This window comes from Cupriavidus sp. 96C5-1 (genome assembly GCF_057798855.1).
The window spans coordinates 37,733-62,254 of the sequence record NZ_JBYOJU010000024.1; the positions used below are offsets into that span (position 1 = coordinate 37,733).

Consider the following 24,522-nt stretch of genomic DNA (forward strand, 5'->3'; position numbering starts at 1 on the left):
CCCGTGGCGGCCGCTGTCCTTGCACTGGTCGGACCGCCCCCCTTTTGTTGACTTGAGTGATTCGCTCGTGATAGCGATAGACTTCATACAAGGCGTGTATGGGAGGGGTGGCGTCCCGGCGACCAGTTCATGGAGGTGAGCTTTGCATTGCGACATCAAGGCAGTTTCAAGAGATCATCAAGATTGTGTGAAGAGGCTCCAGCAATGAGCCAAGAACGCATCCTGATCGTCGAGGACGACTTCGACAGCGCCGAGGTTCTGGCGGCGTATCTGAAGCGGGACAATTTCCAAACCCAGCATGCGGTCGATGGAAAACAGGCGCTGGAGCTGCACGCCCGATGGCGGCCGGATCTGGTGTTGCTCGACATCATGCTGCCAGGGCTCAACGGCAACGAGGTGCTGAGCGCCATCCGCCAGCATGCGCCGACACCCGTCATCATGGTCACCGCGGTAGGCGGTGATTCGCAGCGCATCAGCGCGCTGCTCTATGGCGCCGACGACTACGTGGTCAAACCGTACAACCCTAGCGAGGTGGTGGCCCGGGTACATGCCGTATTGCGGCGTTGGCATGGGCAGGCGCTGTCGACAGCAGGCCGGCTGAGGCATGGTCCGCTGGTGGTCGACCTGGATGCCGCGCTGGCGTCGATCAATGCTGACGATGGCGCTTCTACCCCGCTCGTCCTGACCCGCACCGAGTTCCAGCTGCTCTCGCTACTGATGGCGGCCCCAAGCAAGATGTTCACCCGCAGCGAGTTGCTCGCCACCTGCCAGCCGGAAAGCGATGCAATGGAACGCGTGGTCGATGCGCACATGTACAACCTGCGCCGAAAACTGGAAGTCGCAGGTGTCACCGGTGTGCTGGTGACAGTGCGAGGGCTCGGGTATCGGTTCAGGAATCCCTCATGAGCACTCGTACCTCTACCCCGGCCAAGGGCCGCTCCGATACGCTGTGGCGCTGGATCAGCCTGCGCATGATTGCCTTGGCGGTATTGGCACTGGCCCTGGTCGGCGGCGGCATGTGGTACCGCTTCGCGCTATGGAATGCCAGCTTGCGGGAGGCAATCCCCGAGCCTGTGAGACAGGAGCTCCAGTTGCTGGAAGCCGCACCCGCAGAAAATCAGGCGCGCTTGAGGCAGATCTACGGGGAGTATCTGTACGGCGACTATTTCGCACCAGACGTGATCCGCGAGGACATGCTGATTTTCGCTGGGCTCGTGTCGTTGGCACTACCCCTGATCGTCGCCGGCGGCGTGTGGGTATCCTTGCGACTCTCAAGGCAGCTAACCGCCGTGGCGCTCTCGGCTGGAGAAATCGCCGCCGGCGACTTCTCCTCACGGGCACAGCTGGTGCCGCACACCCCACCCGGGCTGCAGAATCTGGCGACCGATTTCAATCACATGGCCGAACGACTGCAGCGCTACGATCGCGAGTTGCAGGAGTCCAGCGCGGCCATCGCCCACGAACTGCGCACCCCATTGACGGCTGCCATCGGGCGTTTGCAGGGCATTATCGACGGGGTTTTCCAGGCCGAGCCGGGACAGTTTGATACGGTCATGCGCCAGCTGCAGCAGCTCACCCGACTGACCGACGATCTGCATCTGCTGTCGATGGCGCATATCGGCAAGCTGGCACTCCACCTGAGCGAATTCCCCCTGGAGGACCTGTGCCGGGAACGGATTGCCTGGGCTGCCCCATCCCTGGAGGCCACGGGTATGCAGGTGCGGCTGCAGGTGCCGGGACACTTGGCGCTGCTGGCGGACCGCGACCGTATCGGGCAATTGCTGTCGGTGCTGATCGACAATGCACTGCGCTATGCCGCCACGGGCAAGGCGTTGGAGCTGCGCGCCGAATTTGCCGAGGGCGATGCGATCCTGCTGGCCGAGGACCGCGGACCGGGCTTCACGCAGGAACATCTGGATCGGGTATGCGAGCGCTTCTGGCGAGCCGAGTCCTCGCGTTCACGGCACGCCGGGGGTAGTGGCCTGGGGCTGTCGATCGCTTCGGCGATCTGCGTTGCGCACGGCGGCGACCTGACCGCGCTCAACCGTCGAGATGGCGGTGCACAGATCCGCATGCGCATCCCCCTGCGTTCCCCCGCCGCTTAGTGGCCGAATTTTCACGTGGCTTCATCGAATCTTGATACGCCCTAAACGTAATCTTGTCTGACGGGTGCCAAAGTGCGTACACCATTTCTGCCACGAGGCTTGAGAATTGATGTACGCACCAAGGACACTTTCCGCTCGGACGCTTCGCCGAAGCCTATGGGTCGCGATGCTGGTGATCGCGTCGTTGGGCCTGGCCTGGCTGGTCTTGCGCAGCGACGTCAACGCGCCACCCGCCACGCCGGTCACGCAGAATGCGCAGCTCGTCAGTACCGCCGTGCCCAGCCACCGAACGTTACACGCGACGGTGACCGTGGCCGGCACCTGGATCGCGCGCGAGGAAGTCGCTATCGGTTCGCCGCTCGACGGCCTTCGGGTGGCCGAAGTGCTGGTCGAAAGCGGTGAGCCGGTGAAACGCGGTCAGGTGCTGGCGCGCCTCGAGCGCGCGGTGCTGGACAGCCAGGCACGCCAGACCGAACATGCCGTAAAGCGCGCCCGCGCAGAACTCGCGCAGGCCACCGAGCAGCACCTGCGTGCGCAGCGGCTGCTGCCTGCCGGCGCCGTCAGCCGGCAGGATTACGAGGCGGTGCGCGCGACCATGCAGTCCGCACAAGCTGCATTACAACAGGCACAGGCGGCCTGGGATGAGCAGCGGGTGCGGCAGACGCACACCGAGATCCGCGCACCGGTGGCCGGGACCATCACACAGCGCACTGTCCAGGTCGGCGCCATGGTCGGCGCCCAGAGCACTTTGTTCCGGCTGGCCAGCGATCTGCCGCCCGAATTCCAGGCACAGATCCCGCAGCAGGTGCTGCCGGAACTGGTCGTCGGCATGCCGGTGCAGGTCAGCACCAGTGGCGGAGAGGGTGTGCTGGCGGGCAAGGTGCGGTTGATCAGCAGCGGCGTGGACGCCGCCACCGGCTACGGTCAGGTGCGCGTCACCATGGACACGGTGCCTCCTCCCACAGCACGTCCCGGCATCGTCGGCAACGCGCGCATCGTGCTGGCGCAACGCGACGCACTCGCGCTCGACGTCCGGGCACTGCGCTATGACGCCGGGGCCGGGGCTGATCAGACGCGAGAACATGCCGCGCCCTATGTCTTCGTGGTGGACGCCGGCCGCGCGCGACACACGCCGGTACAGATCGGAATGAGAGAGAACGGCTGGGTGGAAGTCCGCGCCGGCCTGGACGCCAACAGCCGCGTCGTGGTTGCAGGGGCAACCTTGCTGCAGGACGGCGATGCGGTGCGGGCACAGGATGTCGCCACCGCCAACGTGCTCCCGGTGCGGCGCATCTCGCTGACGAGTCGACTGTTCAAGTCGTGGCTGCTGCCGTGGAAACCATTGATGACGGTAGCTACAGCGAGTGCCGAGGCATGAAGCAGGGGTTGTCCGCGTGGGCGATACGGCGCCCCATTCCGACGCTGGTGCTGTTCTGCGTACTGACGCTGGCGGGCATCGCCGCCTTTTTGCGGCTGCCGGTGAACGCCAACCCATCGGTGACCTTCCCACTGGTCAGCGTGGTGATCGTACAAACCGGTGCCGCACCGACCGAGATCGAGTCCTCCATCACCCGCCGCGTCGAGGACGGTCTGGCGGGCCTGCCGGGTGTGCGGCACGTGCAGTCCACCATCCGGGCTGCGGTCAGCGAAACCAGTGTCGAGTTTCAGCTCGGCGTCGACCCCGACCGGGCGGTCAACGATGTGCGGGCGGCCATTGGCCAGATCCGCGGCGCGTTGCCGCAGACCATCCTCGAACCGGTCATCCAGCGGGTGGATATCGAGGGTGGCGCGATGCTCAGCTACGTGCTGACATCGGCTTCGCGCACCCCGCTCGACCTCTCCTGGTATATCGATAACACCGTCAGTCGGGAGCTGCTGGCGACACCGGGCGTACAGCGCGTTACGCGTTTTGGCGGCGCCGAGCGTGAGCTGCGCATCGAGGTAGACCCCGCGATGTTGGCGCAGCACGGCCTGATCATCGAAGAGCTCAATAGTCAGCTGCGCAGTACCCATACGGAGTCACCAGGCGGCTATGTAGACGAAGCCAGCCAGCGCCAGGTAATCCGCGTGCCGGCCCGTCAGGCGTCTCTGGAAGCCCTGCGCGTCATGCCGATCGCCCTGTCCGGAGGAAAGTGGCTGCCGCTGGGTGAGCTGGCCCACATTCGTGATGGCGCGAGCGATGCTCAGGGTTTTGCGCATTTCAACGGCGCGTCGACGGTGGGCTTTTCCCTCTGGCGCAGCAAGGGCGCGAGCGACACGCAGGTCGCCGAACGAGTAGCCCAGCGGCTGGCAACGCTACAGGCTTCGCACCCGGATATCAGCATTCGTGAAGTCTCTTCGACGGTCGACTACACGCGCGCCAGTTTCAGCACCGCCATGCAGACGCTTATCGAGGGCGCGCTGCTGACGGTGCTGGTGGTGTTCCTGTTCCTGCGCGACTGGCGCGCCACCCTGATTTCCGCCGTTGCCTTGCCGCTGTCCATCCTCCCGGTGTTCCTGGCCATGCTGTGGCTGGACTTCACGCTCAACAGCATCACCATGCTGGCCTTGACCCTGGTGATCGGCATTCTGGTGGACGACGCCATCGTCGAGATCGAGAATATCGATCGACATATCCATATGGGCGAACGTCCTTACCAGGCGGCGCTGCATGCTGCAGACGCCATCGCCTTGGCGGTACTGGCAACGACCCTGACCATTGTCGCGGTGTTCGCGCCGGTGAGCTTCATCGATGGCGTGGTCGGCCAGTACTTCCGCCAGTTCGGGCTCACTGCCGCCATCGCGGTGCTGGCCTCGTTGCTGGTGGCCCGGCTGCTCACGCCCCTGATGGCCGCTTACTTCCTCCGCCCGGCCCCCCATGGGAAAGTCCCGGTGCCCGCAGGCGATCCGCCCCAGGGGCGGTTGATGGGAGCCTACCTGCGGCTGCTGGCGTGGGCGCTGCGCCACCGCGGACTGACCCTGGCGCTGGTCTGCTTGCCATTTGTGCTGTCGGTCGTGCTGGTGCAGCGGCTGCCGAGCGGCTTCCTGCCGGTCAGCGACAACAGCCTGTCGCTGTTGCGGGTCGAACTGCCGGCCGGCAACGCGCCGGGCGAGGCGGAAAGCGTGGCACGGCGCGTTGCCGCCGTGCTGAGCGCGCATGAGGACGTCACCCATGTGCTGACCACCGCGGTGAGCCTGAACGAGGCCACCTTCACCATCGCCCTCAAGCCGAGCAAGGAACGGCGGTTGACGCGCAAGGCGTTCGAGCTGGATGTGCAACCCGCCTTGGCGGCACTGCCGGACCTGCACTTCCAGTTCCTCGCCGATGGTGGCGGGCGCGAAGTGTCGGTGATGCTGGGTAGCCACGACCCGGTAGCGCTGTCCCAGGCCGCCCGACGCCTTGCCGACGAGATGCGTGCCTTGCCGCAGCTGGTCAACGTCCAGTCCAGCCTGGCGCCACCGCGCCCGGAACTGCTGGTTCGCCCGCGGCTTGCCGACGCCGCGCGGTTGGGGGTGAATACCGACGCCATCGGCAATGCGCTGCGTATCGCCACCACCGGTGAGATCGACGCGCAGTCCGCCCGCTATTTCCTGGCCGACCGACAGCTGCCGATGCGGGTACGCCTGAGCGACAGCGCCCGCTCCGACCTCGATGCGCTCCGCGCCCTGCGTCTGCCCACGTTGTCGGGAGACAGCACCGTTCCACTCGCCGCGGTGGCGGACATCCAGTACGCGGAGGGCGAATCGCGCATTGAGCGTTATAACCGGCAACGGCGTATCACCGTGGATGCGAACCTGTCCTCCGGCTCCCTGGGGCAGGCCTTGGATGCGATTCTTGCGCTGCCGACGTTCAGCGAGTTGCCGGCTGGCGTGCAGCGCATCGACTACGGCGAGTCCGAGTACATGGAGGAGATGTTCGGCAGCTTCGCCGTGGCGATGAGCGCCGGCATCCTCGCGATGTTCGCGATCCTGGTGCTGCTGTTCCGCGACTTCCTGCAGCCGCTGACCATCCTCTGTACCTTGCCGCTGTCGCTGATCGGCGCGATCCCGGCGTTGTGGCTCATCGGCGCCTCGCTCGACCTGCCAGCCATCATCGGTATGCTGATGCTGATGGGCATTGTCACCAAGAACGCCATCCTGCTGGTCGATTTCACTATCAACGGCATGAAGGAAGGCCTGACTCGGCATGGTGCCCTGATGACCGCCGGGGCCGCGCGGGCGCGACCGATCGTGATGACGACTGTGGCCATGGTCGCGGGCATGATCCCGGCCGCGATCGGCTTCGGCGCCGACTCGGGCTTTCGCATCCCGATGGCCGTCACCGTCATCGGTGGCCTGGCGACTTCCACGCTGCTGAGCCTGGTCTGTGTGCCAGTGGGGTTCGCCTATCTGGATGACCTGCGCCGCTGGCTGGGGCCGCGCCTGGCGAGGCTGACGACGGTCAGCGAGGAGGATCTAACGCAAGACTGATCGGAACTCTCGGGTAGCCTGGTCGATCGCCACCTGGCGGTGGAGCATCACCGCAAAGGTCCGACGCGCCGCGCTTGCATTGCCGTTGACGATACCGGCCTGCTGATGGAGCCTCTGAAGGATCTCCGTCAGCGACTCGCAAGATCGGGGCGGATCAAGCTGAGTAGCTGCGGTAGCCGCTTGGCGACAGCGCGCTCCGCATCGCGGAGCCCACCGCGGTCGGAATGTATGTCCCGGGGCTGGATAAGACCCGGCATCGCCGCCCCCCATCTTGGAAATCTCAAATGCTCGACTGATTGACGCGCTTGGAGAGTTCCTCAGCGCTTTCCTTGCGCTCGCTGTACCGATCCACCAGATATGCCGCAGTGTCGCGTGTCAACAGTGTGAACTTGACCAGTTCTTCCAGGACATCCACCACCCGGTCATAGTAGGCGGACGGTTTCATCCGGCCCGCTTCATCGAATTCCAGAAACGCCTTGGCTACCGAAGACTGGTTCGGAATCGTCAACATGCGCATCCAGCGGCCCAGCACGCGCATCTGGTTCACCGCATTGAAGGATTGCGAGCCGCCCGAGACTTGCATTACCGCCAGCGTCTTACCTTGCGTCGGACGCACCGCACCGACCGATAGCGGAATCCAGTCAATCTGCGTCTTCATGATGCCCGTCATCGCGCCATGCCGCTCCGGCGAGCACCACACCATACCTTCGGCCCAGAGCACGAGCTCGCGGAGTTCGGCCACCTTGGCGTGGGTCTCGGGGGCATCGTCTGGAAGCGGCAGGCCACTTGGATTAAAGATGCGCACCTCCGCACCCATTGCCTTGAGAAGCCGTTCGGCTTCCTCGGTCAGCAGGCGGCTAAACGAGCGCGCACGGAGAGAGCCGTAAAGCAGCAAGAACCTGGGGGCATGCGTCGATGGAACCCCTGGACGCAGTTGGCTGGCATCGGGGATGCGGAATACATCCGCATTGACCTGGGGCAGGTCGGCAAGAAGATCAGACACGGCGGCCCTCCGCATCAATGACCTGTGCCCCGTCTTCCTTGGAAAACGCTCCCATCTGCCGGTCCGGCAGAATATCCAGCACCGCTTCGGACGGGCGGCATAGGCGCGTACCCAATGGCGTGGCGACAATCGGACGATTGATCAGGATCGGGTGGGCCAGCATGAAGTCGACCAATTCGTCATCGCTCCACTTCGGGTTGTCGAGACCCAGTTCGTCGTATGGCGTGCCTTTGCGCCGCAACACCTCGCGCACGGGAATGCCCATGGCGGCAATCAACGCCACCAGTCCTTCGCGGCTCGGCGGTGTTTCCAGGTAATGGATGACGCGCGGCTCGACACCGGAATTCCGGATCATGGCCAGTGTGTTGCGCGAAGTCCCGCACTTCGGATTGTGATAGATCGTAATGTCGGTCATAAACGGTTTCGGACAGGATGTGGAGGACTTTCACCTCCAAGTCATCAGCTTGGCCACCACAGCCAAACAAGTTGCGCTTTCGCGCAACGCGCCAGGCATGATGGCGCACCAGAAATCACGCCCGGCAAGTTGCCGCGCGTAGCGCGATTGTGGTGCCTGAGTCAGGCCTTCGCGCCCGCTTCGTACCACTTCTGAGTTCGATTGACGATGCCGACCACCAGCAGCATCACCGGCACCTCGATCAGCACGCCCACCACCGTCGCCAGCGCGGCGCCAGACTTGAAGCCGAAGAGGCTGATGGCCGTAGCCACGGCAAGCTCAAAGAAGTTGCTCGCGCCGATCAGGCTGGACGGGCCGGCGACACAGTGGGCCACCCCCAGCTTGCGGTTCAGCAGATAGGCCAGTCCCGAGTTGAAGAAGACCTGAATCAGGATCGGCACGGCCAGCAGCGCGATCACCAGCGGCTGGTCGATGATCGCCTTGCCCTGGAAGGCAAACAGCAGGATCAGGGTCAGCAGTAGCGCAGCGATGGAATACGGCCCCACTTTGTGGGCAACGCGCTGGAAGTGCGCAACGCCCTTGCTCAGCAGGAGCTTGCGCAGGACCTGTGATATCAGGACCGGCACCACGATGTACAAGCCCACCGACGTGAGCAGCGTGTCCCACGGCACGGTGATGGACGACAAGCCAAGCAGCATCGCGACCACCGGAGCGAATGCCACCACCATGATGGCATCGTTCAGCGCCACCTGAGAGAGCGTGAAATACGGATCGCCCTTGCAGAGCTGGCTCCACACAAACACCATGGCCGTGCAGGGTGCCGCTGCCAGCAGGATCAGCCCGGCGATATAGCTATCCAGTTGCTCGACCGGAAGCATGGGCGCAAAGAAGTGTCGAATGAAGATCCAGCCGAGCAGCGCCATCGAGAACGGCTTGACTGCCCAATTGATGAATAGCGTGACACCGATGCCCCGCCAGTGGGACTTGACCTGGCCCAGTGCGCCGAAATCGATCTTCAGCAGCATGGGAATGATCATCACCCAGATGAGAATCCCGACCGGGAGATTCACCTGCGCGTACTCCATGCCACCGATTGCCTGGAAAACACCTGGCAGGGACTGGCCGAGCGCGATCCCGACGACGATGCAAAGCGCAACCCAGATGGTCAGGTAACGCTCAAAGAACCCGATCGCCGGCTTCGTTGAGACGTGTCGAGAAGACGTTGCTTCGTGTGTGGTCATGGTTCAGCTCTGCGAGATGCGTTGCAGGGCTTCCTGCAAATCCGCATGGCTCAGTTCTTCGATCGGCAGCAACAGCAGCTGCAGCATGCGATAGCCGATCGCCTGCCTCGTCAGTTCAAAGGCGAGCCGTTTGCCCTCGTCCCCGCCTTGCGCGTTGGAGGGGTCGGCGTAGCCCCAGTGCACCTTGACCGGGCTGCCCGGCCAGTAGGGGCACTGCTCGGCCGCGGCGCTATCGCAGACGGTGATCACGATGTCCATCTTGGGGGCATCGTCGCCGACGAATTCGTCCCAGCTCTTGCTGCGATAGCCGTCCACGTCGACGCCGGCCCGGCTCAGGGCCTCGAGCGCAAACGGGTTGATGCGGCCGCTCGGCGCGCTGCCGGCGCTATAGGCCCGGACATCCCTGTCAAGCTGCTTTGCCAGATGGTTGAGCATGCCCTCGCTCAACACGCTGCGAGCCGAATTGTGGGTACAGAGGATCAGAACGTTGGTCGTCATAGGAACCGCCAGTGATGGTCAGCTTTGCCCGATATCGCGTACTGCCTTTTGAAGGGCCACGGCATCGAGCTTAGGTATGGGTAGAGACAGGAACAGTTCGATGCGTCGTTTCAGCGTGATGGCGGCATCATGGATCGCCTGCTGCTTCTGCGCCTCGGTCCCTTCGCATGCGGCTGGGTCCGGTACGCCCCAATGAGCCGTCGTCGGCTGCCCGGGCCATACCGGGCACATTTCTCCGGCGGCCTTGTCGCAGACCGTGAAGACAAAATCGAGTTGCGGTGCGCCATCCTGGGAGAACTCGTCCCAGCTCTTGCTGCGGAAGGCTTCCGTCGGCAGCCCGAAGCGCAGCAGGGTCGCCAGCGCAAGGGGATTCACAACACCCGTCGGGTGGCTGCCAGCCGAGTAGGCACGGAAACGTCCCTTGCCCAGATGATTCATCAGCCCTTCGGAGAGAATGGACCTCGCCGAATTCCCGGTGCAGATGAACAGCACGTTATAGGTCTTTTCGCTCATGCTGGCCTTCAGCAGCACGACGCGTTGGATTTCACCGCGATGCCGATCGGCTTGCCCTGCGGAGCGCGCGGCGCGCAACATGCCGAGTCTGCGTTCGCGGGTTCCGCAGGCCGGCTTTCACCGAACACCGGTACGTTCCCGAGCGTGTGGAAATGCTCCCACGCGATGCCTTGGGGATCCGTGACCCAGTGCTTCTCGCTACGTGCGTAGCAGCAGGTCGTCTGCCCTTCATCAAGCAGCGCCATATCGGCAGCTTCCGCACGGTCTTTCAGCGCCACCAGCTCTTCCGCGCTGTCGGTCTGGAACCCCAGGTGATCCACGCCAGGCTCGCCGCCACGGGTGGAGATGGCGAAGTTCACTCGCGGATCCTCTAGCATCCACTTTGCGTAGTCGCTCTCGATCCGCGTCGGCTCGGCCGCGAACAGCTTCGAGTAAAAGGCAATGCTCTTGCCGAGGTCCTGGACGTTGAGGTGGACATGAAAGCGCTTCATTGGAATTCCCCTTTAACACGCACAAACGGTGGCGGCGGTATTCTCGAAACAGGCCTCACCTTGGCAGCAGTTGGCTGTCAGGAAGCCAAGCAGGTCGTTCATGTGCTCATACGCGGCGCGATAGATCAGATGCCGCCCTTCACGCTCTTGCATGATCAGACGGGCATTCATCAATTCCTTCAGGTGGAAGGACAGCGTCGCACCGGGCACCCCGACCTGCTCGGTGATCGCACCGGGTGTCAAACCAGACGGCCCGGCCACCACCAGCAGGCGGAAAACCTGGAGGCGCAGGCCATGGGCCAGCGCGGCGAGAGAGCGGACCACATCGTTTTCTTCCATATTTCCATAATATTGGAATTATGGATCAAAGGCAAGCACGGCAAACACGGGCCAGGCGCTTTCCAACTCGACGGTAGGCGCCGTCGATGTCAAATTCGTGACGTGATCGGCAAGGTGGGCGAGCCGGCCAGCCGTCATAGGGCTCGGTCCGGCCACTGCGGAGTGGCGGCCGGACGAGCAGGACTTGGCGCGCGCCGCCAGCCGGGTTCGCGCTAGGCGTGGTCGAACCGTCGGCGCTTGAAGCTGACGGAGTCCTTGAAGTCCTGCATGCTGCCAACGCGGCGCAGGTCCGCCCAGGTGCCCTTGTAGTACGGCACAACATTGCGATCCGTCCACGACGTGGTCACGTTCCCCATGACCCCGTTGAAATGACCGAACTGCATGAACGTCTGGTTGCGTTTGATGTCCGGCTCCAGGTAAGCCAGGGCATAGGTGGAGCCGTAGTCGTTATAGACTTCGACCACGTCGCCAGAGGTCACGCCCAGCGCCCGCGCGTCCTCTGGATGGATCTCGAGATAGGCCATCGGTACTCGCGCGCGCACGAATTCGTTGAACTGGTCGTGGTACATCGTCTGCCACACCTCGTTGACCCGGCCGTTGTTGATCCAGAAGTGATACTTGGCCTTCTGCTCCGCGACAGGCTTCGGCAGCCCGGGCCAGGTCGCCGGCTTGAACTCGGCCTTGCCGTCGGCCGTATCGAACTTGCCGTCCGTGTAGAGCATTTCGGTCCCGACCAACTGGCCGTTGCGGTACGCCTTGGTGGGCAGTTGCACGCCATTGTTGCCCATCGCACGCAGGCGCTCGTATGTGACCAGATTGCCGGTCTTGCCGCCCTGGCTGTCGATCGGGACGGCGCCGGGTTGGCCCGCCTGGCGGAAGCCGTCATTGAAGGCATCCTCTTCGGTCCGCCAGTCGAAGCCAGCAAAGCGCGCGGCCATCTCACGGTTGCCCTCGGCCTCGTACAGGCGTTTGAGCGTGTTGGCGATATCGGCGGCGATCAGGCAGTCCGGACGCGCGGTGCCCGGCGGATCCATGAAGCGGTCCGACAAGCGCATCCGACGCTCGCCGTTCATCGAGGTCAGGTGCATCTCGCCCGGATGGGCGGCCGGCAGCATCAGGTGCGCGGCGTCAGCCAGGCTGGTGGGATACAGATTGATGTTGGTCAGGAACAGCCCGCCCTTGCTCTTCACGGCGTCGTAGATCGCATCCGCCATCTGCGGCACGGCGGCCCCGCGCTGGCGTGCCATCGCCTCTCGCACAACCGCAGTGCGTCGCAGGATCACGGCGCGGTGCTCCTGCGCATTGAGCGTGGTCTGGAATGGATTGGCGCCCCACGCCGTGTACATCAGCCCCTTGCCGTGGATGATCTCCTGGTCCACGTAGATCTTCGTGCTGCCAGGATACGGTGGCCTGGCGTAACCCTCCTGGTGCCCGCCCATGCGCACCACGCCCGTGCCGCGCCGGCCAACGTTGTGCGTGGCCAGGACCAGGTCCACCAGCGCGGACTGGATGAGGTAGTTGTCGTTGCCCCAGATGATGCCCTTTTCATAGGCATGCATCGTATGCGGCCGGTGGCCGGACGCCTTTGGCTTGTAGGCCCACTCCGCCGCGCGCTTGAGCTTGTCGGCTGGGACGCCGGTAATGCGACTGGTGTCCTCCAGCGACAGCCGGTTCGCGCGCAGCGCTGCGTCGAACCCCTTGGTATAGCCCGCGATAAATTCCTTGTCGTGCCAACCCTGGTCCACCACATAGGTCAGCAACCCATCGAACAGCGCAATATCGGTGCCGGGCTCGATATCGAGGTGCAGTACGTTGTCCTTGCCGGCCGCCTGCTCCGCCACCGCGATCGTCGTGGTGCGGCGCGGGTCCACGAAGATCACCTTGGCCGCGGCGACGCTTTCGCCCGGGAAGCGGGCCTTGCGCTTGTCCATGGTCTGGCCCTGCAGGTTCGGTAGCCAGTGCGCCAGGAAGTAGTTGGTCTGGGTCTCGTAGGAGTTGCAGCCGATCGCCATGATCACATCGGCGAGTTCGGCATCCTCATAGCTGTTGTTGAGCTCGCCGATGCCCATTTCGCGGGTGGCATGGCATTCGGAGTTGTAGGCCGGCCGATTGTGAATCCGGACGAGAGGCGTCTTGAGCGCCGTGAACATCAGCTTGCCAGTGCCCCAGGTATTCTCGAAGCCACCGCCCGCACCACCGTGATCAAAGCAATCGAACGCCAGCGCGGCGGGCCCGTCGCGATCCAGGATCCGCTTGGTCACGCCGGCGTAGAGGGCCAGCGCGTCATCCCAACTGGTATCGACCCATTGGTCGGCCATATAGACGCGCGGGCTGCGCAAGCGGGCCCTGGCCACGCCGTCAGGGTTGTACATCACCTTGGCCAACTGGCCCCCTCGTGTCGACGACAAGCCCTGGTTCACGCTGCATTGCTTGTCGGGCACGATGAGGATGTTGTGGCGCTGGCCGTCCCGGTCGGTGATGGTGTTCTGCATGTTCGGCGTCATCACCACCGCCAGCGCAGGCAGTTGCTTGCGAAAGTCCAGCCCCAGCGCGTTCTGGCCGGGCGCTCGGCCCCCCTCAATGTTCTCCGGCCATTTGTAGACGTGATAGCCGCAGCCGACGATGCAGAAATGGCAGGTCAGGTTGGTCCGCTGCGCATTCACGGGCGGCAGCGCCACCCGGTCCTTGTTGGTTGCCATGGCAATACGCCCCCTTCACAGCAGGTTGGCTTGACGCCCGTAAATCAGCCCCTCGATACCGACGGCTTTCACCGTGCCATCGCTGGCGTTGTACTGGAGCTGGACCATCGGCAGGTTCTCGGTTGCCTGTCCCGATACCATCTGGCCGCTCTTCTCGGGATCGAAAATGCTGAAATGGCAGGGGCATTTGAAGGTGCGGGCGCCGGCGTCGTAGGCGACAGGGCAGCCCATGTGCGTACAGAGCGTGCTGTAGGCCACCACGTCGCGGTCGGGGCCGACCCCACCGGGCACCGGCATTCCCATCTTGATGACGGCACAGGGCGACGACGCGTCCGGGTAGAGGAAACTGACGGGGGTATTGACTCGCAGTTGACCGAGGTGCGCGACCACCTTAGGGCTGAACGGCAGAGTCGTCCGCCCCGGATCGGCGGGCGCTGGCGCGGCCTGCGCCGGGGTGGACAAGCTTCCCGAAACGCCAATGCCGGCGGCCGCGCCGCCGGTGGCCTTCAGGAACTGTCTGCGCGTGATGGACATGTCGCCCCCTCCTGCGGAAAGCGGATCGCGATGCACGTCGCGGGTCTCCGGCACTCCGTGGTCGTTGGCATGGGGGCCATGCTTGCGGCCGCAGCCCCGGTGGGGCCACGCGGCTATGACAACAGCCTATATTTTTGGAAATATTCAATTATTTCTAGGGCAACGGCGCAGCGAATGCAAGTTGCACTGCGGTACAGATACCGTCGCCCAAAAGTGCGACCGCACCACGTCACTTGGCCCGGCACGGGCCACCATGGCCGTGGGAGTTCAAAGTTGAGCGAATTTCGACGGCCGCAGAGCGCCGAATCGGTAAACCGGACCCACCGTCACGACCTCCTGTTTTCCGGACGATGGCCTCGGCGACAAACGCAGAGTTGCTTGAAACATAACCGCAGATTCAGTTGTGTTAGCGGCCCGTCGGAGGCTTGGCATGAGGGGGGGCCGGCTAAATGGTGGAAACCGTATATATCGACATCCCCCGACGGGTGTGGCTGTTCATTTACTACTGCTCACCAAAGCGAGCACTTTTCGCGCAGCGTCGCCTGTCGCGCCAGCGCCTTCAAGCGCCTCGGCGATAGTTCCATCGCTGTCCGAGAACATGCCTCGCATCTACCCCACCTGACGCAGGCTGCTCCCCTCATTCAGCAAGCGATGATTATATTGTTGATAAATGCCTGAAGAATTTCCCTTCCTACAGTAACCCAAAGAGTAATAGACAATACTGTCATTTTCTGTCAGCGAAGCAGCCGGCTGCCTGCAAGTCGGTCAGGTTCAGGCCGTGCCTGGCCGTCTGGATACGGATCCACACCGTGCCTGCGGCGCGCTCAATCTCAAGAGACATAGGTATACGGTTCTGGGAATCGGAAAGGCGTAACAATTTGGGCCGTGCAGCGTGACCTCGCCGCTCGGGAAGCGGTGGCCTCCGCTCTGGAACCATTGATTGGGGCCCTGTCCACTGGTGGGCCGGGCGCGGCCGAACGCATGCTGCATTCCGTATGCCGCGGCTGTAGAGATAGCCAAGCGTCCATGGTTTGCCAGAACGTATGGCCGAGTTACGATGTTGCATTGGCAGAACGGCATCAACCCGCTGCCATTCAGCTAAGTTGCCTTGGTTTGTTGCATGACCAACAAACGCCTTTGCCGGAACAGCGCCGGTCATTTCGCGGCCGTTGCGCAAGTGGGAATCCGATAAACGATGCCTGTTTGCCTGCCCGGCGCGACTCATTTCATGCCTCCCGCAAACCTTTCAGCCAACCGCTCCCGCTCGAACGCCTCGACAACGAAATCGACAAACACCCGTGTTTTCGCCGGCAGCAGCGTTCGCGTCGCGTAATAGATCGAAATCGCCCCGACGTCCGCGTACCAGCGCGGGAGCAATCGCACGAGTTCGCCCCGTTCGATCGACGCCAGCACGTCCGACACGGCCAGCAGCGCAACACCCAGTCCGAGAATCGCAGCCTCGCGCATCGCTGCCGGGTCATTGACCATGATGGTCTCGCCGAGGCGCGCGGGCATCTCGCTGCCCATCGTGTCGCGCATCGTCCGGTGGTGCACGCGGCCGGTGCGGCCCGAACGCATCACGATGCCGTCGAGGTTCGCAAGATCGCCGGGATCGGTCGGTGGCGCGCGGCCAGCCAGGTAAGCCGGAGACGCCACCGCCACGAGATGCGCTGGCGCCAATGCACGCGACACGACGCCCGGTGCGAGATCGAAGCCGCCACCCAGCGCTGCATCGTATCCCTCTGCAATCAGGTCGACCGGCCGGTTCTCGAAATGCCAATCCGGACGAATCAGCGGATGGCGTGCGAGGAACGCTGGCAGCAGCGGCATCACGTAAGCGATGCCGAAGGTCGGCGCCATGCTGACTCTCAGCACGCCAGCCGGCTCGCTACGATCGTTCGAGACGGACGCGATCGCTGCCTGCAGCGCATCCAGATTGCCGCCGATTTCCACGAGAAAGCGCTCGCCCGCCTCGGTCAGCGTGAGCTTGCGCGTCGAGCGTTGGAACAGTCGCACGCCCAGATTGCGTTCGAGCAGCGCGACGTTCCGGCTGACCGCGGCGGGCGTCAGCGCGAGACGCCGCGCGGCCGCGGAGAAGCTGCCCGTCTCGGCGCTGCGCACGAACGACTCGAGGTTGGCGAGGGTTTCCATGCGGGAATATTAAAGCATTGCTTGAAAATAATTCAAGCGATTACCCGCTAATCGTCGAGCAATTAACGCGGCAATATGCACTCATGCAGCCTTTGGGGGGGGTGAACGTCACCTGTCCCTCCCCTGGCCGGCACGGACGGCGGCTTTACCACTTGATTCATCCCCCTTCACCAGGAGCATCGTCATGAGCACCATCGGTATCATCGGAGCAGGCGCCATCGGGTCCGCATTTGCGAAAGCGCTGGCGGGCAAAGGCCTCGAAGCCATTATTGCGAACAGCCGGGGCCCGGCCTCACTCGCCGAGCTCGCGCGCGGGCTCGGCCCCTCGATCACGCCGGGAACGCGCGAACAAGCGGCCGCGCAGGACATCGTCCTTGTCGCAGTGAACTGGTCGAAGCTGCCGGAGGCCCTGGCCGGGTTGCCGGACTTCGGCGGACGCATCGTGATCGACGCGAACAACCCGATCGAGGCGCCGCGGTTCGAACCGGCCGAATTGCATGGCCGGACGTCGAGTGAAGCATTCGCGGACCTCGTACCGGGCGCCCGCGTCGTGAAGGCGTTCAACCATCTGCCGGCGCACCGCATCTCCGACGATCCACAGGCCGAGGACGGATGCCGCATATTGTTCTTCGCGGGAGACGACGCGCATGCGAAATCGGCTGTGAGCGGACTGATAGAGCGGCTCGGCTTCTTCGGCATCGACCTGGGTTCACTCGAAGGCGGGGGGCGGCTGGTTCAAATCCCGGGCGGACCGCTGGCGGTGCATAATCTCGTCAAATTGGGATAGCCAATGAAAGGCGCGGTATGCTGCGGCGTTCACACAAGAACTCGGGCACTCCCCACGAGTGGCTGCGGTCACCCCGATGCCGAGCTCGCGCAAGATCGCTCCGGGTCGGTACCTGCCGTCCGCGAAGGCAGGTCGCCATGGTCGGAAACCGACCCTCCACGGTCGTCATTTGGTTCTTTCACTCGGACATTGGAAAGTCGGCTCTACCGTTGGAAGCCGCCATTGACCAGGCGTTCACCGCAACGGCGGTTGGGGTGGGCGGCCATCGGCTAGGGGCGCGGGCATATTGCGTCGGGCCTCGCTCCGACCGACAAGCCCAAGCCTCATCGCGGTAGTATGGCAAGACCCCACGCGGAGCCTGGATGACATCGCCCCTGCCCCCCGTTTTCCTGCTGGACGCCCTTCTGCGCGGCATGCTGCTGGCGCTGCTGGCCTTGCTTGCCAGGGCGTTCGGGCGTGACCGGCCGGCCCTGCCGGCCGCGCGGGCGGGCCTGGCGCTGGCCGTTGGACTGGCCGTGCAGACTGCAGGGGCGATGCCGTGGTTCGAGCAGGCGGCGCCACGGCTGCTCCAGGCGCCAATCGTTGCCATATCGGTCGGCAATGCCGTGCTGTTCTGGATTTTCGTGCAGGCGTTGTTCGACGACGCCTTTGGCTTCAGGCCGATTCACGCGCTTGCGTGGGGCGCGGCCGCCGGGCTCGGCGGGCTGAACTGCGCGGTATTCGCACACAGCGGCACGGCAATCGCACCGTTCACGATGGGCTTGCAACGCGCGGTACCGCTGCTGTTCGCCCTATTGACCGTGCAAGCTGCGGTGGATGGCTGGCGTGTCGATCTGGTTGAAGGCCGTCGGCGCTTGCGTGGCTTCATCGTGGTCGCCGGCGTCGCCTATACGCTGCTGCAACTCGCCGCGCGGCTCGCCTCAAGTGGCGGCCGCCTATCGGCGGCGGGCGCCACGCTCGATACGGCGATGCTGCTATGCATTGTTGCGCCACTGGCATTCTCGATGCTGCGCATGACCCGCTCGGAGCTGTTCCCTTCGCCCCGCCCGACGCCCGCCCCCTGGCCTGCCTGCTCCGATTTGCCTGCCCCGCCTGTTCATGCCGGGGGTGCATTGGCCGACGCCGCGCAGCCGTCCGTCGCGGACGAGCCCGAGCAGGCGCTGGTGGACGCCCTGCTGCGCCTGATGTCCGACGAACGCGCCTATCGCCGGGAAAATCTCAGCATCGCAAGCCTGGCTGCCCAGCTTGCCGTACCGGAATACCGGCTGCGGCGCTTGATCAACCAGCGGTTGGGGCACCGTAATTTCAATGCCTTCGTCAACGGCTTCCGGCTGGAGGAAGCACGCGCTGCGCTCAGCGATCCAGCATGCCGCACGCTGCCGGTCTTGACGATCGCCCTGGAGGCCGGCTTCCAGTCGATCGGCCCCTTCAATCGCGCCTTCAAGGCAGCCACGGGCTTCACACCCACCGAATATCGCCGAGAAAAGCTGGCCGATTTCTGAAATCGGCTAGCCGGAAGCCATTGCCGTTCACTTTCGGCAAGACGCCAGGCGCGCCACCATGCATGCTTCGGACACCGGGGGATGGTCTCCTGACAATGAAGGGGGTTCCGATGCGCATGTTTCGTTGGGCTGGCCTGGCGCTGGCATTGCTGTGTGGTATTGCTCGCGCCTCGATGGGCTTGAGCGAGTTGCCGGCCACCGCCGAGGATGGTCCGGTAACCGTGTATTACCCATCGAGCGATACGAGCCAACCCGTGCGGCGGGGACGATTCCTGCTGGACGTTGCGGCGGAAGGCCGCGCCGTGCCGGGCAATGGGAGGCTGGTTGTCATCTCGCACGGATCGGGCGGCTCGCCCTGGGTGCATGCCGACCTGGCACGGGACCTGGTTGAGGCCGGCTTCATCGTTGCCATGCCGCAGCACCGGGCCGACAACTACGTGGACGGCAGCGACCCCGGCCCCGATAGCTGGACGATCCGGCCCGCGGAGGTGTCGCGCGCGATCGACGCAATGGGACGCGATCCGCGTTTCGCCCCCATGCTTCGACTGGACAAGGTGGGCGTGTTCGGCATGTCCGCGGGCGGCCACACCGCGCTGAGCCTGGCCGGTGGTCGCTGGTCGCCGGCCCGCTTCATGCGGCATTGCGATGAGCATATCGCGGAAGATTTCCAGTCCTGCGTCGGATTGATCACAAGATTGACCGGTGGCCCACTGGACGGGCTGAAGAAGTGGGTGGCCCTGCGTGTGATCCATCACCGCTTCGACGACGATACCCCGCGCACTGCGGCGGACCCCCGTATTGCCGCAGCGGTAGCCGGTGTGCCTGCCGCCGCCGATTTCGACATGAACTCACTGGCCCGGCCAGCCGTGCCGCTTGGCCTGGTCACGGCCGAGCAAGACCGCTGGCTGATCCCGCGCTTCCACGCAGACCGCGTGCTCGCGGTCTGCCAGACCTGTGAGCATATCGCCGACCTGCCCGCGGGCGGGCATGGCGCACTGTTGTCGCCGCACCCACCCGGCCTCGACGGGCTCGTTGGAGACCTGCTCAACGATCCGCCGGTATTCGACCGCGCCGACGTCACCGTGGTCAACCGCAAGATTGCGGCGTTCTTCGAGAGGCACCTGCTGCCTTGATCATTCACGGGCTTTGGAACTGCTGAGGACCACAGCGGCGCAGATGAGGGTCTTCAGTGCTTCCTCGGCGATCTCAAAGCGGCTTTGAAGGGCTTCGCAATGTCAGCGAGAGTTGCGCCCAGGCCTGGCTCTTGACTGACCGCTGTAATCTGGAAACCGCCGTTTGTATTGCATCGACCGGTTTGCCCCTCTTCAGGATGCGTGATGGGAGGCGATCAGACATCCGTGGCCGCCTTGCACGCGACCTATCTGGTTCTGGGGAGCGTTCATCAAGACGCTCTATTTCACGGGCATGCGGAGAAGACAAATTCTCAACCTGGAATGGCGTGATATAGACGTCGAACAACGCGCTATTCACCTCAGATCCGAAACCAGCGAGACCCGGCGATCCTACGACATTCCCGTACCCCAATCCTTACTCTCCGAGTTGGGAACGTATCGAAAAATTGACTGCAAACGCCTCGGCGGAGCGAACCCGAACTGGAAGATAGCTGAGTACTGCCATATGATGCACTGCAAGGTGAAAAAATGCAGTATATACATGATTCAGACTCACCTATCATGCTGCGGCAGCTCCGCAAATCCTGCGGTCAATCGACAACAATAGCCCTTACCCCATGCATCCACTTGTTTTCCGCTCGGCAAAGACGTCCGATGTTTCCCGCTGTTTTGAAATCGAAACCACCGCCTACGAGGGCGACGAAGCCGCGACGCGCGAGAAGATCGCCACCCGCGTTTCCCTGTATCCGAGCGGCTTTCTTGTGCTGGAATTGAAGGGGCAAGTTGTCGGCTTCATCAATAGCGGCTGCGCCCAGGACGTCGTGATGTCGGACGAGACCTTTAAAGAACTGGTAGGGCACGATCCCGACGCACCGAACGTGGTGATCATGTCGGTTGTGGTTGACCCGGCATATCAAGGCAAGGGCTACTCGACGTTGCTGATGCGCGCCTTCGTGGAGGACATGGCGCGGCGGGGCAAGCAGACCATCCACCTTATGTGCAAGGAGCGCCACGTGGACCTCTACAAAAAGCTCGGCTTCAGGTACGTGCAACCCTCTCCGTCGGCCCACGGTGGTATGTCCTGGCACGAAATGGTCATGGATCCGCTCCTGCGCTAGACTCGCCGCGCGTCTCTGATTGCGTCGCCTCGCTGCCAATGACTGTGCGAACTTTCCGCATGGTCGCGTTGACACCTTCGCCACCTTGGCTATCGAGGCGGTGCTCAGCGTATGCGCCTGCGTGCCCGACCCTGCCACGCCGGCCGCCCCTGAAGGAATTGCCAATCTGATTGCAGAGCTTCTGCACTCTCGAAGCCCCTGAATCCAGAACAAGCCTTTCCGGTAAGCAGGTTCAATGCCGACGGGCAATCTCACCCGCAGTTGTCGCCAATCAAAATGAGTAAATAATGCCACGTAGCTATACTCTAACGCTAGTCAGCGAATATGCGATTGATCAAACCGAAACGTCTGAGATTTCGAGGCTTTTGGACGAGTGTTTTCCTGATACCTTTGACGGACGATCATATTTCAAACAGTTGCCGCACTTCCGGTATCTGGCATATCAAGACGAGAAGATAGTCGGCCAATTGGGTATTGACCACCGCGTCATAAATATAGAAGGCAAGATCGTCCGCATCTTCGGCCTGATCGACCTTTGCGTTCTGCCAGCTTACCGTCGTAGCGGAATCGCCTCAAATTTACTGCACACTGCCGAAATGCAAGCCAGACGTGCCCAAGTGGATTTTCTCGTCTTGATGGGAGACAACGACACTATCTACAAAGCCCACGGTTTCAACCGGGTGTCTCCGGCAATGACGAAATGGCTCGCCGTAGAGAATGTGGAAAGTGTATCGATAATTGAACGAGACCTTGCCGATTTCTTCCTGGTAAAAAGTCTGAGCGCAGAGGAATGGCCGAAAGGGAAAATAGATATGTTAGGCTATCTATTTTAGGTTGTTTTACCGAATAACATGCTGGACCGATCTCGTTTGGATCCTTTGCTGCAAAGCGGAGGAACCAAAGTGGACTGCGATCCAATCCACCCGAGTTAAGCAGCCCCAAAGAAAGCCGAGATTGATCAACGCAAGGTCTTGACAGGCAAGCAGGTCGGCGGCCAATAGAGGATCGTTTTTCGATCTTCGCTTGGCTACCTGTCGCAGAGTGACCTAAAGAGCGAACTGCGGTCCGATAGTTCGGAGGTGATATTAGCCTGCTTGAACGCCTCGCAACGGCGCCCCAGCCAAGCCCAGCTCATGAACCAAGCTGATGAGCGCACGCAGCCGCGCAGGCACGAAACGGTGGCCTGAGTAGTACAGCCTAAGCCCGCCGAACGACGGGCACCACGGCACCAGCACCGGCACCAGCGCGCCGGCCTTCAGCTCTTCTTCGATGAACCACTCGGAGATGAAGCCGATACCCAGCCCGAGCAGCACCGCCTGCTTGATGGCCGGCGGCTCGTTAAGCGCCAGGCGCACGGGCAGATCCATTTGCAGCTTCTGGCCACCTTTTGCCAGCTCCCAGTGATAGATGCCGCCGTGCGACATGCGCATGCCGATGCTCTGGTGCTGGAGCAGGTCGCGCGGGTGCCTGGGGGTGCCGTGGCGCGCCAGGTACTCTGGCGTTGCCACCACGAGCATGCGGATGTCGCGCGAGAGCGGCACGGCGATCATGTCCTGCGGCACGGATTCGCCAAGGCGGATGCCCGCATCGAAGCCTTCGGCCACGATGTCGATCATGCGCGACTCGCTCACGATGTCGATGCGTACCTCGGGATAGCGCTGCGCGTATTGCAGGAAGAGCGGCTCCAACAGCAGGGATGCCGCGCCCTGCGGCGCGTTGATGCGCAGCGTGCCGCTGGGCACGTCGGGGCCGGTGCCGGCTTCTTCGCCCGCGCTTTGGATTTCGGCCAGCGCCGGCGCAATCCGCTCCACATAGCGTCGTCCGGCATCGGTGAGCGCCACGCTGCGCGTCGAGCGGTTGAACAGCCGCACCTTCAGGCGTGCCTCCAGCCCGGCCACGGCGCTGCTCACGGCGGTGGTGGACATGCCCAGTTCCTGCGCCGCGCCGCGAAAGCTGTTGCGGCGCGCGACGGCCAGAACCACTTCCAGCTCGGTCATTCCTGTTCTGTGCATGAATTGTCCTGAATTTACGGATACCTCATCAGCCACAAGACGGCTTATCAGAACAATAAACCATTCCTAGACTTCGTTGCATCAATCCCCAAGGAGCCACCATGCAACGCATTGAACACATCTACATCAACGGCGAATTCGTCACGCCGCACGGCCAGGAATGGTTCGACCTCCACAACCCGAGTACCGAGGACGTCATCGGCCAGGTGCGGCTGGGCGATGCGCAGGACGCGCAGCGCGCCATCGCGGCAGCACAGGCTGCATTCCCGGCCTGGTCACGCACCACACGCGAGGAGCGCATTGCGGCCCTGCGGCGCATGCACCGGGCCGTGGCCGCGCGCAAAGACGCGCTGATGGAGGCCATCCTGATGGAATACGGCGCACCCTCAGTACGCGGGCACTGGATGGCAACGTATCCTGCCGACGTCATTGCCCAGGCGATCGACGCACTGGAGTCCTTCGCGTTCGAGGAAAAGGCCGGCGCAGCCACGGTAATCCAGACGCCTGTGGGCGTCGCGGGCCTGATCACGCCATGGAACAGCAATGCGGGTTTCATCTGCAACAAGCTGGCCACCGCGCTGGCAGCCGGTTGCACCGCCGTCATTAAGCCCAGCGAGATGAGCGCGCTGCAGACGCAGATCGTGGCCGAAGCGCTGCACGAAGCCGATCTGCCCCCAGGCGCGTTCAACATCGTCAACGGCCGCGGCGAAGTGGTCGGCGAGGAGATCGCGCGCAACCCCGGCATCGCCAAGATCTCGTTCACGGGCTCGTCCGCGGTGGGCCAGCACCTGGTGACCACGGGCGCCGCCACGATGAAGCGCGTGACACTGGAGTTGGGCGGCAAGTCGCCCACCGTGGTACTCGATGACGCGGACTTCACCGCCGTCATGCCACTCGTGCTCCAGGCAGGGTTCATGAACAGCGGCCAGGCCTGCATCGCCGGCACGCGCATCCTGGTGCCACGCAGCCGCCTGGCCGAGTTCGAGCAGGTGGCGAAGGAGGCGGTCTCGCACATCCAATCCGGCGACCCGCGCCAAGCCGACACCGACATCGGCCCGATGGTGAGCAAGAAGCAATGGGAGCGGGTGCAGAACTACATCCACCTCGGGCTGGAAGAAGGTGCGACCTTGCTGGCAGGCGGTGAAGGCCGCCCCGATGGCCTGCACGCCGGATGGTTCGTGAAGCCCACGCTCTTTACCCGTGCCAACAACCAGATGCGCATCGCGCGCGAGGAAATCTTCGGCCCCGTGCTGACCATCATCCCCTACGAGGACGAAGCCGATGCGATCGCCATTGCCAACGACACGCGCTATGGCCTGAGCGCCCTGGTGCTGGGCACAAACCCGGAAAGCTGCGAACGTGTGGCGCGCCAGATCAATGCGGGCCGCGTGCTCGTCAACACGCTGGCCAACGAGCCGCGCGCACCCTTTGGCGGCTTCAAGCATTCGGGGCTGGGGCGCGAAATGGGCCGCTGGGGCATGAGCGCATACTTGGAACCCAAGACCTTGCTGGCGAGCGCAGGTTGAACCTTC

General features: G+C 63.3%; 22 protein-coding genes. 11 read left to right on the forward strand and 11 right to left on the reverse strand.

The window, feature by feature from the left end:
- Positions 1 to 204: 204 nt before the first annotated feature.
- From AC3FOF_RS24010 to AC3FOF_RS24025, 4 genes are all read left to right on the forward strand, one after another.
- The gene (locus tag AC3FOF_RS24010) at positions 205 to 906 is read left to right on the forward strand and encodes a response regulator transcription factor (RefSeq protein ID WP_488727978.1); all 702 of its coding nucleotides are present in this window, start codon (positions 205 to 207) and stop codon (positions 904 to 906) included.
- Positions 903 to 2,105, forward strand: a complete 1,203-nt coding sequence (locus AC3FOF_RS24015; RefSeq protein ID WP_488727979.1) for a sensor histidine kinase — start codon at positions 903 to 905, stop codon at positions 2,103 to 2,105. Before AC3FOF_RS24010 ends, AC3FOF_RS24015 begins: the two co-directional genes overlap by 4 nt.
- Positions 2,106 to 2,271: 166 nt before the next feature.
- Positions 2,272 to 3,483 (forward strand): efflux RND transporter periplasmic adaptor subunit, encoded by a 1,212-nt coding sequence (locus AC3FOF_RS24020; protein ID WP_488727980.1) that lies wholly within the window; start codon positions 2,272 to 2,274, stop codon positions 3,481 to 3,483.
- Positions 3,438 to 6,554 (forward strand): efflux RND transporter permease subunit, encoded by a 3,117-nt coding sequence (locus AC3FOF_RS24025; RefSeq protein WP_488727981.1) that lies wholly within the window; start codon positions 3,438 to 3,440, stop codon positions 6,552 to 6,554. Before AC3FOF_RS24020 ends, AC3FOF_RS24025 begins: the two co-directional genes overlap by 46 nt.
- Positions 6,555 to 6,834: 280 nt before the next feature.
- Here the strand turns inward: AC3FOF_RS24025 and arsH are convergent, their stop codons facing one another.
- The 10 genes from arsH to AC3FOF_RS24075 all read right to left on the reverse strand — a co-directional run bounded on the left by arsH (position 6,835) and on the right by AC3FOF_RS24075 (position 16,438).
- A complete protein-coding gene (gene arsH / locus AC3FOF_RS24030) occupies positions 6,835 to 7,557 on the reverse strand; it encodes an arsenical resistance protein ArsH (RefSeq protein ID WP_035813206.1) in 723 nt (240 codons plus the stop codon).
- A complete protein-coding gene (arsC, locus tag AC3FOF_RS24035) occupies positions 7,550 to 7,972 on the reverse strand; it encodes an arsenate reductase (glutaredoxin) (RefSeq protein WP_488727982.1) in 423 nt (140 codons plus the stop codon). The genes arsH and arsC overlap by 8 nt, the downstream gene beginning before the upstream one ends.
- Before the next feature lie 161 nt (positions 7,973 to 8,133).
- Entirely contained in the window at positions 8,134 to 9,213 is a 1,080-nt protein-coding gene (gene arsB, locus AC3FOF_RS24040) for an ACR3 family arsenite efflux transporter (protein WP_035813169.1), read from the reverse strand.
- Positions 9,214 to 9,216: 3 nt separating this feature from the next.
- Positions 9,217 to 9,711, reverse strand: a complete 495-nt coding sequence (locus AC3FOF_RS24045; protein ID WP_488727983.1) for an arsenate reductase ArsC — start codon at positions 9,709 to 9,711, stop codon at positions 9,217 to 9,219.
- Between the two features lie 18 nt (positions 9,712 to 9,729).
- Entirely contained in the window at positions 9,730 to 10,224 is a 495-nt protein-coding gene (locus AC3FOF_RS24050; RefSeq protein WP_488727984.1) for an arsenate reductase ArsC, read from the reverse strand.
- Between the two features lie 8 nt (positions 10,225 to 10,232).
- Entirely contained in the window at positions 10,233 to 10,715 is a 483-nt protein-coding gene (locus tag AC3FOF_RS24055; RefSeq protein WP_488727985.1) for an ArsI/CadI family heavy metal resistance metalloenzyme, read from the reverse strand.
- 12 nt (positions 10,716 to 10,727) lie between these two features.
- Complete coding sequence (locus tag AC3FOF_RS24060; RefSeq protein ID WP_488727986.1) at positions 10,728 to 11,054, reverse strand: ArsR/SmtB family transcription factor; 327 nt, start codon at positions 11,052 to 11,054, stop codon at positions 10,728 to 10,730.
- Positions 11,055 to 11,266: 212 nt separating this feature from the next.
- Complete coding sequence (locus AC3FOF_RS24065) at positions 11,267 to 13,753, reverse strand: arsenate reductase (azurin) large subunit (protein ID WP_488727987.1); 2,487 nt, start codon at positions 13,751 to 13,753, stop codon at positions 11,267 to 11,269.
- 15 nt (positions 13,754 to 13,768) lie between these two features.
- Positions 13,769 to 14,287 carry an arsenate reductase (azurin) small subunit gene (locus AC3FOF_RS24070; RefSeq protein ID WP_017228049.1) on the reverse strand — a complete coding sequence of 173 codons (519 nt, stop codon included), beginning with the start codon at positions 14,285 to 14,287 and terminating at the stop codon, positions 13,769 to 13,771.
- Between the two features lie 1,221 nt (positions 14,288 to 15,508).
- On the reverse strand, positions 15,509 to 16,438 hold the full coding sequence (locus AC3FOF_RS24075) for a LysR family transcriptional regulator (RefSeq protein ID WP_488727988.1): 930 nt from the start codon (positions 16,436 to 16,438) through the stop codon (positions 15,509 to 15,511).
- A 184-nt stretch (positions 16,439 to 16,622) separates the two neighbouring features.
- Here AC3FOF_RS24075 and AC3FOF_RS24080 point away from each other — a divergent pair, with 184 nt between their 5' ends.
- From AC3FOF_RS24080 to AC3FOF_RS24105, 6 genes are all read left to right on the forward strand, one after another.
- Positions 16,623 to 17,225: an NADPH-dependent F420 reductase gene (locus AC3FOF_RS24080; protein WP_488727989.1), complete on the forward strand. Its 603-nt coding sequence runs from the start codon at positions 16,623 to 16,625 to the stop codon at positions 17,223 to 17,225.
- A gap of 362 nt (positions 17,226 to 17,587) precedes the next feature.
- A complete protein-coding gene (locus AC3FOF_RS24085) occupies positions 17,588 to 18,727 on the forward strand; it encodes a helix-turn-helix domain-containing protein (RefSeq protein WP_488727990.1) in 1,140 nt (379 codons plus the stop codon).
- A gap of 110 nt (positions 18,728 to 18,837) precedes the next feature.
- Positions 18,838 to 19,860: an alpha/beta hydrolase family protein gene (locus AC3FOF_RS24090; RefSeq protein ID WP_488727991.1), complete on the forward strand. Its 1,023-nt coding sequence runs from the start codon at positions 18,838 to 18,840 to the stop codon at positions 19,858 to 19,860.
- 268 nt (positions 19,861 to 20,128) lie between these two features.
- Entirely contained in the window at positions 20,129 to 20,467 is a 339-nt protein-coding gene (locus AC3FOF_RS24095) for a hypothetical protein (protein WP_488728039.1), read from the forward strand.
- 10 nt (positions 20,468 to 20,477) lie between these two features.
- Entirely contained in the window at positions 20,478 to 20,978 is a 501-nt protein-coding gene (locus tag AC3FOF_RS24100; RefSeq protein WP_017228055.1) for a GNAT family N-acetyltransferase, read from the forward strand.
- Positions 20,979 to 21,265: 287 nt separating this feature from the next.
- Positions 21,266 to 21,811, forward strand: a complete 546-nt coding sequence (locus tag AC3FOF_RS24105; protein ID WP_488727992.1) for a GNAT family N-acetyltransferase — start codon at positions 21,266 to 21,268, stop codon at positions 21,809 to 21,811.
- A 252-nt stretch (positions 21,812 to 22,063) separates the two neighbouring features.
- Here AC3FOF_RS24105 and AC3FOF_RS24110 read toward each other — a convergent pair whose 3' ends face one another.
- The gene (locus AC3FOF_RS24110) at positions 22,064 to 22,990 is read right to left on the reverse strand and encodes a LysR family transcriptional regulator (RefSeq protein ID WP_276266759.1); all 927 of its coding nucleotides are present in this window, start codon (positions 22,988 to 22,990) and stop codon (positions 22,064 to 22,066) included.
- A 101-nt stretch (positions 22,991 to 23,091) separates the two neighbouring features.
- Between AC3FOF_RS24110 and AC3FOF_RS24115 the strand changes: the two genes are divergently transcribed.
- The gene (locus AC3FOF_RS24115) at positions 23,092 to 24,516 is read left to right on the forward strand and encodes an aldehyde dehydrogenase family protein (RefSeq protein ID WP_488727993.1); all 1,425 of its coding nucleotides are present in this window, start codon (positions 23,092 to 23,094) and stop codon (positions 24,514 to 24,516) included.
- Positions 24,517 to 24,522: the final 6 nt, after the last annotated feature.

Excerpts from the sequence above, each read along its gene's own strand:
- arsC (WP_488727982.1), bottom strand. The coding sequence starts at position 7,972 with ATGACCGACATTACGATCTATCACAATCCGAAGTGCGGGACTTCGCGC.
- AC3FOF_RS24065 (WP_488727987.1), bottom strand. The coding sequence starts at position 13,753 with ATGGCAACCAACAAGGACCGGGTGGCGCTGCCGCCCGTGAATGCGCAG.
- AC3FOF_RS24090 (WP_488727991.1), top strand. The coding sequence starts at position 18,838 with ATGCGCATGTTTCGTTGGGCTGGCCTGGCGCTGGCATTGCTGTGTGGT.
- AC3FOF_RS24060 (WP_488727986.1), bottom strand. The coding sequence starts at position 11,054 with ATGGAAGAAAACGATGTGGTCCGCTCTCTCGCCGCGCTGGCCCATGGC.
- AC3FOF_RS24015 (WP_488727979.1), top strand. The coding sequence starts at position 903 with ATGAGCACTCGTACCTCTACCCCGGCCAAGGGCCGCTCCGATACGCTG.
- AC3FOF_RS24010 (WP_488727978.1), top strand. The coding sequence starts at position 205 with ATGAGCCAAGAACGCATCCTGATCGTCGAGGACGACTTCGACAGCGCC.
- AC3FOF_RS24075 (WP_488727988.1), bottom strand. The coding sequence starts at position 16,438 with ATGGAAACCCTCGCCAACCTCGAGTCGTTCGTGCGCAGCGCCGAGACG.
- AC3FOF_RS24115 (WP_488727993.1), top strand. The coding sequence starts at position 23,092 with ATGCAACGCATTGAACACATCTACATCAACGGCGAATTCGTCACGCCG.
- AC3FOF_RS24085 (WP_488727990.1), top strand. The coding sequence starts at position 17,588 with ATGACATCGCCCCTGCCCCCCGTTTTCCTGCTGGACGCCCTTCTGCGC.
- AC3FOF_RS24055 (WP_488727985.1), bottom strand. The coding sequence starts at position 10,715 with ATGAAGCGCTTTCATGTCCACCTCAACGTCCAGGACCTCGGCAAGAGC.
- AC3FOF_RS24100 (WP_017228055.1), top strand. The coding sequence starts at position 20,478 with ATGCATCCACTTGTTTTCCGCTCGGCAAAGACGTCCGATGTTTCCCGC.
- AC3FOF_RS24110 (WP_276266759.1), bottom strand. The coding sequence starts at position 22,990 with ATGCACAGAACAGGAATGACCGAGCTGGAAGTGGTTCTGGCCGTCGCG.
- AC3FOF_RS24050 (WP_488727984.1), bottom strand. The coding sequence starts at position 10,224 with ATGAGCGAAAAGACCTATAACGTGCTGTTCATCTGCACCGGGAATTCG.
- AC3FOF_RS24045 (WP_488727983.1), bottom strand. The coding sequence starts at position 9,711 with ATGACGACCAACGTTCTGATCCTCTGTACCCACAATTCGGCTCGCAGC.
- AC3FOF_RS24080 (WP_488727989.1), top strand. The coding sequence starts at position 16,623 with ATGAGCACCATCGGTATCATCGGAGCAGGCGCCATCGGGTCCGCATTT.
- AC3FOF_RS24070 (WP_017228049.1), bottom strand. The coding sequence starts at position 14,287 with ATGTCCATCACGCGCAGACAGTTCCTGAAGGCCACCGGCGGCGCGGCC.
- AC3FOF_RS24020 (WP_488727980.1), top strand. The coding sequence starts at position 2,272 with ATGCTGGTGATCGCGTCGTTGGGCCTGGCCTGGCTGGTCTTGCGCAGC.
- AC3FOF_RS24105 (WP_488727992.1), top strand. The coding sequence starts at position 21,266 with ATGCCACGTAGCTATACTCTAACGCTAGTCAGCGAATATGCGATTGAT.
- arsB (WP_035813169.1), bottom strand. The coding sequence starts at position 9,213 with ATGACCACACACGAAGCAACGTCTTCTCGACACGTCTCAACGAAGCCG.